12 protein-coding genes are annotated in these 11215 nt (G+C 70.3%); 10 read left to right on the top strand and 2 right to left on the bottom strand.

Features of this window, described 5'->3' with window-relative positions; genetic code table 11:
• The 8 genes from AOK24_RS06285 to AOK24_RS06250 all read left to right on the top strand — a co-directional run.
• Window positions 1-1323: glycosyltransferase (locus tag AOK24_RS06285; RefSeq protein WP_055719057.1), on the top strand; the 1323-nt coding region annotated here is incomplete at its 5' end.
• A gap of 259 nt (window positions 1324-1582) precedes the next feature.
• Complete coding sequence (locus AOK24_RS06280) at window positions 1583-3055, top strand: MFS transporter (RefSeq protein WP_055719056.1); 1473 nt, start codon at window positions 1583-1585, stop codon at window positions 3053-3055.
• Complete coding sequence (locus tag AOK24_RS06275; protein WP_055719055.1) at window positions 3052-4248, top strand: ferritin-like domain-containing protein; 1197 nt, start codon at window positions 3052-3054, stop codon at window positions 4246-4248. The genes AOK24_RS06280 and AOK24_RS06275 overlap by 4 nt, the downstream gene beginning before the upstream one ends.
• 52 nt (window positions 4249-4300) lie before the next feature.
• A complete protein-coding gene (locus tag AOK24_RS06270) occupies window positions 4301-4801 on the top strand; it encodes a PaaI family thioesterase (protein WP_133258280.1) in 501 nt (166 codons plus the stop codon).
• 5 nt (window positions 4802-4806) lie between these two features.
• Window positions 4807-5055: an acyl carrier protein gene (locus AOK24_RS06265; protein WP_055719053.1), complete on the top strand. Its 249-nt coding sequence runs from the start codon at window positions 4807-4809 to the stop codon at window positions 5053-5055.
• Window positions 5052-6719, top strand: a complete 1668-nt coding sequence (locus AOK24_RS06260) for an AMP-binding protein (protein ID WP_055719052.1) — start codon at window positions 5052-5054, stop codon at window positions 6717-6719. The genes AOK24_RS06265 and AOK24_RS06260 overlap by 4 nt, the downstream gene beginning before the upstream one ends.
• Window positions 6720-6749: 30 nt before the next feature.
• Window positions 6750-6989, top strand: a complete 240-nt coding sequence (locus AOK24_RS06255) for a DUF6125 family protein (protein WP_055719051.1) — start codon at window positions 6750-6752, stop codon at window positions 6987-6989.
• A gap of 9 nt (window positions 6990-6998) precedes the next feature.
• A complete protein-coding gene (locus AOK24_RS06250) occupies window positions 6999-7277 on the top strand; it encodes a hypothetical protein (RefSeq protein ID WP_159051803.1) in 279 nt (92 codons plus the stop codon).
• 6 nt (window positions 7278-7283) lie between these two features.
• On the opposite strand, the gene AOK24_RS06245 is transcribed toward AOK24_RS06250, so the two are convergent.
• Both AOK24_RS06245 and AOK24_RS06240 read right to left on the bottom strand, forming a co-directional pair.
• Entirely contained in the window at window positions 7284-7934 is a 651-nt protein-coding gene (locus AOK24_RS06245; protein WP_055719049.1) for a response regulator transcription factor, read from the bottom strand.
• The gene (locus AOK24_RS06240) at window positions 7927-9030 is read right to left on the bottom strand and encodes a sensor histidine kinase (RefSeq protein ID WP_079056694.1); all 1104 of its coding nucleotides are present in this window, start codon (window positions 9028-9030) and stop codon (window positions 7927-7929) included. Before AOK24_RS06240 ends, AOK24_RS06245 begins: the two co-directional genes overlap by 8 nt.
• A 263-nt stretch (window positions 9031-9293) precedes the next feature.
• On the opposite strand from AOK24_RS06240, the gene AOK24_RS06235 reads away from it, so the two are divergent.
• Both AOK24_RS06235 and AOK24_RS06230 read left to right on the top strand, forming a co-directional pair.
• Window positions 9294-9716 carry a hypothetical protein gene (locus AOK24_RS06235; protein ID WP_206191153.1) on the top strand — a complete coding sequence of 141 codons (423 nt, stop codon included), beginning with the start codon at window positions 9294-9296 and terminating at the stop codon, window positions 9714-9716.
• A 78-nt stretch (window positions 9717-9794) separates the two neighbouring features.
• A partial coding sequence (locus AOK24_RS06230; RefSeq protein WP_338060928.1) for a putative T7SS-secreted protein occupies window positions 9795-11215 on the top strand: 1421 nt, incomplete at its 3' end.

Here is an 11215-nt window from a genome sequence, read left to right as displayed (position 1 = left end):
GTCGAGCCGGCTCAGGGCGTCGAGCGTGCCGATGACCACCTCGGGCGGCTCGACTACCCCGACTACGAAGTGCTCGTCATCGACAACAACACCGCGGACGAAAGTCTCTGGCGGCCCGTGGAGGAGCACTGCGCCCGGCTGGGCGAGCGGTTCCGGTTCCTGCACGTGGAGGGGATCACCGGGGCGAAGGCCGGCGCGCTGAACTGGGCGCGGCCCCACATCTCCCCCCGCGCGGAAGTGGTGGGCGTGGTCGACGCCGACTACATCGTCGAACCGAACTGGCTGGCCGACACCGTCGGTTACCTGGAGGACCCCGACACGGGCTTCGTGCAGTGCCCGCACGCCTACCGGGACTACGACTCGTCGGCCTTCACCAGGATCGCCAACGCCGAGTACGCCTTCTTCTTCGCCGCGCACATGGTCTCGCTCGACGAGAACGGGGCGGGCCTCACCGTCGGCACGATGTCCGTCATACGCCTGGCCGCCCTCGACAAGGCGGGCGGGTGGGCGGAGTGGTGCATGACCGAGGACTCCGAACTCGCCATCCGCGTCCACGCGAGCGGGTACAAGTCCGTCTACCTCAAGCATCCGCTCGGCCGGGGCCTCGTGCCGGAGACCTGGAACGGCTACAAGAAGCAGCGGTTCCGCTGGACCTACGGCCCGGTGCAGGAGATCCGCGCCCACGCCCACCTGTTCCGTCCCCGAGCGGGCCGGACCCCCTCGCAGCTGAACGCCGCGCAGCGGATCTACCACGCCAACCACGGCCTGATCAACGCCCTCCGCGGCCTCCGCTTCGCCGGGCTGGCGGTGCCACCGGCGATGCTGCTGTCCATGGTCGCGCACGGCGACGTGTGGCCGGTGCCGGTGACCTGGTACGTGCCGTTCCTCTTCGTGATGGCGGGCAGGCGGCTGTTGCAGTGGACGGTGTACCGCAAGGTCATGGGCTTCACGGCCCGCGAGTTCGCGGGCGCCGTCGTGGCCCAGCGCGCTCTCTTCTACGTGATCGGGAAAGCGGCCCTGGTCTCGCTGCTGAACCGCCCCACCCTCTGGACCCGCACCGACAAGTTCCGCCGTCTCCAGTCCAGGCTCCAGGCGTTCAGCAGCGCCGGCGCGGAAACCGTCCTCGCTACCCTCTTCCTCGGCTTCGCCGTCCTCGCCGTCACCGCCCTGCCCTTCGGCGTGGTCTCCGTCGCCCTGGCGCTCACTCACCTCTACCAGGCGCTCAGCTTCAGCGCGGCCCCGGCCCTCTCGTACCTGGCGGAACGCGAGATACGCAAGGAGCGGACACCCACCCCCGTCCCCTGTGTGTCCCCTGGCGCTTGATCCAGCCATTGTCATGGCGCGGCGTGGCCAGGGCGCCTGACCCGGCGGAATATGGGAAGCCGGTTCTGGGCGGCAACGCGGAGCACGCGGCACTACTACTTCCGTAGCAGACGGACTGCCCTCTTCGGCTCACTTACGCGGGCGCACGTCGTGCGCCGGTCGCCACCCCCTTGTGCCCGGCGGGGCCCGCGCCATGGGATGGGCGGTGGCGGGGAGGCTCCCGGCCGGTTCGGCTCACGACACGGCAGGAGTTGACCCGATGTCCCCACGTCGTGGTTCCACGCGTTCGCCCGGCGGTTCCGGGGAGTCCGCGGAGAAGGCACGTACCGGGCTGACACTGACCGTGCTGTCCGTGGCCGCCTTCATGGCCGGGCTCGACCTGTTCATCGTGAACGTGGCCTTCGACGCCATCGGCCGTGACTTCGACGGCGTGTCCCTCGCCGATCTGTCCTGGGTCCTCAACGGCTACGCGATCGTCTTCGCCGCGCTGCTCGTCCCGCTCGGCCGGCTGTCCGACCGGCTCGGCCGCAAGCGGGTCTTCCTCCTCGGACTGGCGCTCTTCACCGTCGCCTCAGCGGCCTGTGCCGCAGTCGACGGGCTGTGGCCGCTGGTGGTCTTCCGGGTGTTGCAGGCGGTGGGTGCCGCCGCGCTGACCCCTGCCAGCCTGGGGCTTCTGCTGTCCGTGTTCCCGGTCGAACGCCGCATGGGCGCCGTCCGGATCTGGTCGGCCAGCGGCGCGCTGGCCGCGGCGGCCGGTCCCGTCGTCGGCGGCCTGCTGGTCAACGCCTCGTGGCGGTGGGTGTTCCTGGTGAACATTCCGGTCGGGGTCGCGGCGCTGGTGGTGGCCCTGTGGGTGCTGCCCGAGTCGCGGGAGGCCCAGGCCGGACGGCTGCCGGACCTGCTCGGTACGGCGCTGATCACCGGGGCGACCGGGGCGCTCGCGCTGGGCCTGGTGAAGGCCAACGACTGGCCCGCGACCCGGACCGCGGGTGTGCTGGCCGTCGGGGCTGCCGGAATCGTCTGGTTCTGGCTCCGCTCCCGGCGCCACGCCGCCCCGGTGATCGAGCCGGCGCTGCTGCGCGTACGGTCCTTCGCCTGGTCGAACATGGCGGCGCTCACCTTCAGTGTCGCCTTCGCGGCCAACCTCCTCGCCACGGTGCTCTGGATGCAGCAGGTCTGGGGCTACTCGGCCCTGCGTACCGGACTCGGCATCGCCCCCGGCCCGCTGATGGTGCCGGTCACGGCCCTGCTCGCGGCCCGTCTGTCCGGCCGTTTCACACAGGGCCGGATCGCGGCGGCCGGCTGTGTGCTGTGCGCCACGGGCGTCGCCCTGATGGCGGCCTCGATCGGCCGGACGCCCCACTACGCCACGGAGCTGCTGCCCGGCTGGCTGATCGGTGGCGCCGGCGTCGGTCTGGCCCTGCCCACGATCCTGGCCTCGGCGACAGCGCAGTTGCCCGAGGACCGGTTCTCCACCGGAAGCGCCGTGGTCAACATGAGCCGGCAGCTCGGCAGCGTGCTGGGCATCAGCGTGCTGGTCGCGGTCCTCGGCGATCCCGTCACGTACGACGCGACCCACCGTGCCTTCGTGTACGCGTGGCTCACGGTCGGCGTCTTCATGCTGGCCGGCGGCCTGACCGCGCTCGGCATGACACCTCGTTCCACCGCACCGCGCCCATCAGGCGGGCTCGTCGTCGAGCCCGCTGCCGAAGTTGCCAGGGGGAATCCATGAACAAGACCCACGTCGCATTCGTCGACTGCCTACCCGGTGTCGAACTCGGCGCCCAGATGTCCCTCGCCCGGTTCGGCGAGGTCCAGCTGGACCGCAGCCGGCCGGACGACTTCGAGCGTTACCTGCACGAACTCGAGCCCGGCAGTGAACTCGCCGCCGCGTTCGTCGGCTCGTCGTCCACCTCGGTGCCCGTCGCCGTGAAGAAGCTGCGCGCCCACAGCAGGTTCACCAAGACCCGGCTCTTCGTGGTCGGTGACGCGGCGGGCGGTCCGGTGCCCGGCTGGGTCGAGGCGCTGGACGTGGAGGACATCCTCGCCCCGTCCGCCTTCGACGGCTTCGGACTGGCCGACACGATCGGGATAGCGATGCGGGCCTACAGCTCGCTGACCCTCGACCCGCTGTACACCGACTTCTACCTCGACATGACGTGGAACAAGATCTTCGACTGGTTCGAGACCACGCGCTGGGACTGGAAAGAACTCGACCTCGACCGGCTGAACCCCGAGCTGATGAGCGAGGAGGAGACCGACTTCCTCACCGAGGCGGCCATCATCGAGTTCGGTACCCTCCCCGGCGCCCACAACTTCCTGCGGGAGTGGGAGGGCGAGACCAGCTTCTCCTCCTGGGCGCTCGCCTGGGGAGCGGAGGAGGCCCGGCACTCGCTCGTACAGGCCCGCTGCCTGGACAAGCTGGGGATCAAGGTGCGTTCCAAGCACGCCCTGTACAAGAGGGAGCCGTACCCCATCGGGAACAGCCGGACCGGCACCCTCGTCATGAACATCATCTCCGAGGCGCGCGCCGCCGAGCTCTACCGCTCGCTGGCCGCGGAGACCAAGGAGCCGGTGGTCCGGGGGATCTGGAAGCTCCTCGGCCGTGACGAGTCCCGGCACGCTCGGGCGTTCTACGTCTTCGCCCAGGAACTGTGCGACGCCAACCGCGAGGAGCAGATCGCCGCGCTCAAGATGGCCTACGTCTGGCTCGCCGATCGCAGCGAGGGCCTCAAGCACCCCGCCGGTCACTTCTATCCGCACTCCACCTCGGCCAAGGGCATCCGCCGGATCGAGACCATCCAGGCCGGGGCGACCGACGCCGCCGACAACAAGGTGCTCCAGATGGTGCGGCGCCTGGTCGAGGACGACTCGATCGAGTCCTCCCGCGACATCAAGCGCAAGCTGCGCTCCCTCATCCGGTGACCTGTCCCGTGACCGTACTGAACACGCCACCCGGCGAGCGAGGAGCGAGACGTTGCCCGAGTCGATGAGCGAGGAGACGGAGAACCCGTCCAACTGCTTCGGCTGCGCACCGCACAATCCCATCGGGCTGCGGCTGGTCTTCGAGCGGAACGGGACCGGGTACACCACCCGGTTCCGGCTCGGTGCCGACTACGAGTCGTTCCCCGGTGTGATCCACGGCGGCATCGTCGCCGCCGTCCTGGACGAGACCCTGGCCCAGGCGGTGTACCGCTCGGGCTGGGTCTCGGCCTTCACCACCGGTCTGCGCGTGCGCTACGGCCGGCCCATGGAGACCGGCGCCGAGTACACCGCCCATGCCGAGATCACCCGGCGTGACGAGACGTCCGTACGGGCATCGGGCGAGATCTTGCGTGGCCGCGACCTGGTGGCCACGGCCGACGGAACCTTCCATCTGCTGACCGACGACGTACTGGCCGCGCGGAGCGACCGGCTGCCCGACCGGCTGGTCGAGGCGCTGACCGCGGCCAACAGGAACACCAACCAGGGGGACTGACCACCATGGACCTCAAGTCCGAGATATACGCCACGATCGCCGCCGAGCTGGAGATCGACGCGGGCGGCCTCAGCGACGACCAGCACTTCCGCTCCCTGCCCAACTTCGACTCGATGCGGGTGCTCCAGATCATCGTCAGGACGGAGCGGGCCTACGACATCGAGATCGACGACGAGGCCACCTTCAAGACCCAGACCATCGGCGACTTCATCACCCTGGTCGACGGACTGCGCCGGCAGCGGGAAGCGGTGTGAACCTGGTCCGGGCACTCGGCGAGATCGCCGGCAGCGACACGGGCGCCCGCCACGGCCTGCGCCTGTACCGCGACGAGACGGAGGCCGAACAGGTCACCTACCGGGACCTGTACATCTCGGCGGGACGCGTGGCGGACGGGCTGGTCGAGCACGGGGTGACGCCCGGTGAGCGCGTGGCGATCACCCTGCCCACCTCGGCCGGCTTCGCCCGGGCCTTCTTCGGCGTACTGGCGGCGGGAGCCGTCCCTGTACCGCTCCCGCCGCCCGTACGCTTCACGCGGCTCGAACTCCACCTGAACCGGATCGCGTTGGCCATGCGCCAGTCGAAGGTACGGCGGGTGCTGAGCGACGGGCCGCTGAGCAGGCTGATCGAGCCGGTGCTCGGCGGCACCGGCGGCGAGTTCGACGTCCATGACGTGGCGGAGGTGGAGGCCGCCGCCACGAGCGAGGTGTACGACCCGGCTCCCGCCGGGTCGCCCGCACTGATCCAGTACACCTCGGGCACCAGCAGGCAGCCGAGGGGCGTGGTCCTCAGTCACGCCAACCTGCTCGCCAACATCGCCTCGATCACCGAAGGGCTCGACGTCACCGACCAGGACGTGTCCTGTAGCTGGCTCCCGCTCTTCCACGACATGGGGCTGATCGGCACCCTGCTCGCCCCGGCGCTGACCGGCGCCGACTGCCTGCTGATGCCGCCCGAGGACTTCCTGCGCGATCCCGGCCGCTGGCTGCGCATGATCAGCCGGCACCGCGGCACCGCCACCACGGCACCCAACTCCGGCTACCTGTACGCCCTGCGGAGGACCTCGCCCGAGCAGGTGGCGGAGCTCGACCTGTCCTCGTGGCGGGTCGCGCTCAACGGCGCCGAACCGGTCGACCCGGAGCTGCTGCGCCGGTTCACCGGTCACTTCGCCCCGGCCGGCTTCCGCAGCACCGCGTTCCTGCCGGTCTACGGGCTGGCCGAGGGCAGCCTGGCGGTGACCTTCACCGCGCTGGGCCGCCCCACGCGCAGTGTCTTCGCCCGCCGGGACCACCTGGCGGTCGGCAAGGTCGAGATCGTGCCGGCCGGCCGTGCGAACGGCGAAGCCAGGGAACTGGTCTCCGTGGGTGTCCCCGTGGCGCGTACCGAGGTCAGGCTCGTCGGCGACGACGGTCTGGAGGTGACCGGCGAGGACCGGGTGGGTGAGATCCAGATCCGTGGTGCGGCGGTGATGCGGGAGTACGAGGCGGACGCCGCCGCCACCTCGGCCACCGTGCTGGAGGACGGCTGGGTCGCCACCGGCGACATCGGCTTCCGGCAGCGGGGCGAGCTGTTCATGGTGGGCCGCAAGAAGGAGATGATCATCGTCTTCGGCCAGAACTACTACGCGTCGGACATCGAGGCGGTGGCGAGCGGCGTGCCGGGCGTGACGAACGGCGCGGTCCTCGCGGCGGCGCTGCGTACCGCCGAGGGTGAAGGGCTCGCCCTGATCGCGGAGACCAAGGAGTCCTCGCCGGAGGAACAGGCCGCGCTCGTGGCACGGCTGAGGCTGGCGGTGTCCGACGCGGTCGGGCTGTCCCCCCGCAAGGTGATCCTGCTGCGCCGCGGGAGGTTGCCGCGCACCTCCAGCGGGAAGCTCAGACGCCATGGGCTCGACGAGCTACTGGCCATGGATGAAGGCTGACCGTGTCACCGGAGAAGGAGAGACTGAGTCATGACCGACGCCGACGCGTGGCTGGTTCCCCTCGACGCCACCCAGCGGGAGGAACTGCTGCGCCGCTCCTGGATGGCCACCGACGGCCTCTGGTTCTACCAGACCGCGACGAAGAGCGGCATGGACGGTGCGAACGAGGCGAACATCCAGGTGGTCCGTGAGTTCGGCCGCCAGGAGATGGTCCGGCTGATGCGCAGCCAGGGCATCGAGAAGGTGGAGACCGTCGCCCAGTACCGGTAGTTGTTCGCGATGGCGGTGGAGCTCTATCTGGGGTCGCTGTTCGTCGCGGAGGAGTCCTTCGCGGACGGCACCCAGCTCCTGGAGGTCTCGACGTGCTTCGCCTACAAGGGCGTCAAACGGGCGGGCATCGAGAAGGTCTACCACTGCGGCCCCGGCGAGCGGCTCACCGGCTGGCTCCAGGCGATGGACCTGCCGGCCCGCATCGACCCCGGGGTGGGCCTGTGCCAGATGGCCCACACCGGCGCCTGTAGCTACCGGCTCAAGGTCGGTCTGCCGCAGGAGGCGTGAGCCGGATCAGAGGATGCCGCTGTCCCGTGCCCGCCGGATGGCGTCCACCCGGGACACGGCCCCGAGCTTGCGGTAGATGTTCGTCAGATGCCGCTTGACCGTGGCCTCGGCCAGAAACAGCTCGTCGGCGATTCTCAGGTTGCTCTGCGCGTCGGCGACTCGACCGAGGATCACGGTCTCGCGCGGGGTGAGCAGTGGGGCCTGTCTCCCCGCGGTCAGCATCCTGGCCATGTTCTGGGAGACGGCGAGGGTGACCCGGTCCGGTTCGCGCACCACCGACCGGACGGCCATGAGCAGTTCCTGGGGCGAGACGGACTTCAGCAGGTACGCGGCGACGCCGGTCTCCAGCAGTCTGCCGAGCAGCTCGGGTGTGTCGTGCATGGTGAGCACGACACACCGGGTACCCGGGCTGTGCCGGCGGATCTGCCGGACCGTCTCCTCGATGCCGGGTCCGGGCATCTGTACGTCGAGCACGGCGATGCCGGGCTGGTGCAGCCGGGCCAGCTCGATGGCCTCCGTGCCGCTCCGGCCCTGTGCGACGACGTCAAGCCAGTCCTCCCGCTCCAGCAGGCCGGCGAGCAACTCGCGGAACAGCAGATGGTCGTCCGCCACCACGGCCAGGACGGCCGGCGCTCCCGTCACGGCCGCGTCAGACACGCCCGTCCCAGCTCACCAGTGGAATGGCCACGCTCACCGTCGTGCCGGACCCGGGTCTGCTGCGGAACTCGGGCGAGCCGCCGAGCAGTGCGGCGCGCTCCCGAATGGAGGTCAGCCCGCCGGTCCCTCGCAGGAGCGTCCGGTCGACGTCGAATCCGGTTCCGTCGTCCCGCACCGAGGCCCGGATCAGGGGGCCGGCGATCGCCACGTCGATCCGGACGCTGCGGGGATCCGCATGGCGGGTGGCGTTTCTGACCGCCTCCCGGATGATGTAGTAGAGCTCTTCGGCCACCGGTGCCGGGAGCTGGGCCGCGTCGCCGGTCACGCTGCACTCGACGGTCACGCCCGGGGGCACGGTGGTCGGCAGGAAGGCCCGGATCGCCGCGTCGAGGCTCGCGCCGGTGACGGACGTCCGCAGTTCGTCGGCCAGTTGCCCGATGGAGTCCAGGGTGGCGCGCAGCGTCGCGGAGGCCGAATCGAGCCGCTCCCGGCTGTCGCCCGCGGGGTCGTACAGCTCCAGTTCGAGGAGCGACACGAGAATTTCGTGGGATATCCGGTCGTGCAGATCGCGGGCCAGCCGACGCCGCTCGTCCTGGTGCGAACCGTGCAGCTTCTCCCGCAGGAACTGGATGTAGCCGACGCAGCCGAGGGTGATCTGTGTCATCACCGCGTTGTTGACCTGCCGGGTCAGCCGGAGAAAGGCCGCGGTGTCGGGGCGCTCCGGCAGTAACTCGCGTATCAGCTCGGGCAGCGCCAACTCCTGGAAGAGGGCCGCCGCTCGCACCGCCTCGGTCGGATGGATGTCGAGAGACGCCCTGCGGGCGCTGAATTCCGCAGCGCCGCGAAGAGACTCCGCACTCGGCCCCCCGTCGGCCCGCGCCCCACCCACGATGTCGTCCAGGAGCAAGTCGACCTGGCGGGCCAGCAGTTCACTCAGATGAGCCTGCCGGACGAGCGGGCTGTCGAGGGCCCCGAGCCGCTGAAAAAACTGATCAGTGATGCGCGTGCGCGTGCGATCGGAAAGATCAATTCTGCCCATGTCGACGGAATCGGGACTTTCGTCAGGTGAATCTAACGCCATGGTGGCATCCCCCACGATTCTGGCCTGTCTCGCCGTGTGCCCTCACGTCCGATCGTAGCGCGCCCGGCAAACACCGCTTTGTGGCCGGGAGACATAACTTCAACACGCCGGAGACCATTCTCCGGGCACGGACATGAGAACAGCCGCTCTCCCGACACCGGCTCCAAACCTCGCGACATCGAGGCCGGTCCGCCTCGGGAATCTTCACGAGAACCGCCCCTGTCCGGCTGGGCGTCCTGATCTACCGTGTCGTGAGTCGGCTATGAGGGGGAACGGCCATGGGACAGGCAAGGACAGCGCTCGCCGAGCAGATCTCCGAGCGGAGAAGGGGTGCCGGTGACCCCCGTGCCCTGGTCGGCGAGATGCGGCGTTCGGTCCTTCTCGTGCCGACGGCCGCCGGCGGCCTCTGGTCGGCGCGGTCGGGCGGTGTCCGCTGGATCTGCGGGTTCACCGACGAGTCCGCGCTGGCCCGTTTCGCTCTGCACCACGGCCCCGGCGATCAGCCCATGGAGTACGCGGCGCTCCTGGGCGCGCGCATCGTGGACGAGATCGTGCCGTCCCTGAACGAACCCGCCGGCCTCGCCGTGGACATCGCCACCGAGGACGGGTCGATGTTCTTCCCGCCGGTCACCGGCATCGTTCCGGACGGCGCCGCCGTCGACTCCGGCGAGGCGCGGGAGGAGCGCGGCCATGGGCGATGACGGCATGGACCTTCAGCTCGGCAGGGAAGCCGTCGCGAAGTTCACGCAGACCTCACGCCCGACTCGGTCGAGGACGCGATCGAGGACGGTGTCGAGTGGGTCGGCAACCGGGTCGAGGACGCGGGCAACTGGACCGCCGACCGCCTGCATGACGTCGGCTGGGAATCGGGCGCGGACTGGGTACGCGAGCAGTCCCGCTCGGTCGCCAACCGCATGGGCGCCGAGGTCGACGAACTGGACCTCGGGCAGACCGAGGACAAGACCAAGCTGATCTACGGCAGTGCGGGCAAGCTCGACGCCACCGCCGCGAAACTCCGGGCCTTCCAGGCGGCCTTCGACACCACCGGCGACGGCCTGAAGGGCCTCGACTCCTCCCGCCTCAAGGGCGAGGCGGCCGACGCGCTGCGCACCGCGGTGAGCACCCAGCCGCCCAAGTGGTACGCAGCCGCCGACGCCTGCGCGAAGGCCCTCGCCGCGCTCGACGCGTTCGCGGCGACCGTCACCTGGGCGCAGGGCCAGGCGCAGACCGCGATCGACAAGTGGAAGGAAGGCACCAAGGCCTCCGCCGACGCGGCCGACGCCCACCGCAAGAAGGTCGACGACTACAACAGCGCCGTCGACCGCTACAACGCCCAGCCCGCCGACAAACGCGACCCGTCCTCGCTCCCCGCCAAGCCCGCGGCGACGTTCGACGACCCCGGCAAGAAGCTGATGCGGGACGCCCAGGACCTCCTCGCCGAGGCCCGCAGACAGCGGAACTCGGCGGCGGAGACCGCGCGCACGGCGATCCGCGCCGCCCGCGACATGGCCCCTCAGAAACCGTCGTACGCCGAGCAGGTGAGCGACGGGCTCGACGAGTGGCAGATCATGGGCGACCACGTGGCCGGCGGCCTGATCAAGGGCACGGCGGGCATCGTGAACTTCGTCCGCTCGGTCAACCCCATGGACCCGTACAACCTGACCCACCCGGCCGAGTACGCCACGTCCCTCAACAGCCTGGCCGCAGGGCTGCTGGTCGCCGCCAACGACCCCGTGGGCACGGGCAAGCAGATGATCGACGGCTTCCTGAAGGACCCCACGGAGGGGTTCGGCCGCCTGCTGCCCGACGTCGCGCTGACGCTGGCCACCGGCGGAGGCGGCGCCGCGGTGAAGGGCGTACGCATCGCCGAGGAGGCGTCCGACCTCGCGAAGGCCCGCCGGCTCCTCGACGAGACCCCGGAAGGCACCCACACCCGCCCCGACGTGGAGCGCCACACCGACGGCACCGACCCGGTGGACCTGGCCACGGGCCGGATGTACCTGCCCCAGACCGACGTCGAGATCCCCGGCATCCTGCCGCTGCTCTTCACCCGCCGCACCGAGTCCGGCTGCACGGCCGGCCGCTTCCTCGGCCCCTCCTGGACCTCCACCGTCGACGAGCGCCTGACGATCGACGCCATCGGGGTCGTCCACGTCACCGCCGACGGCCTCCTGATCCCCTACCCGCACCCGGCCCCCGG

The sequence above is a fragment of the Streptomyces niveiscabiei genome, assembly GCF_001419795.1.
GTDB lineage: Bacteria > Actinomycetota > Actinomycetes > Streptomycetales > Streptomycetaceae > Streptomyces > Streptomyces niveiscabiei.
Note: the sequence above shows the minus strand (reverse complement) of the source record. Positions and strands in the feature narration are given on the sequence as shown.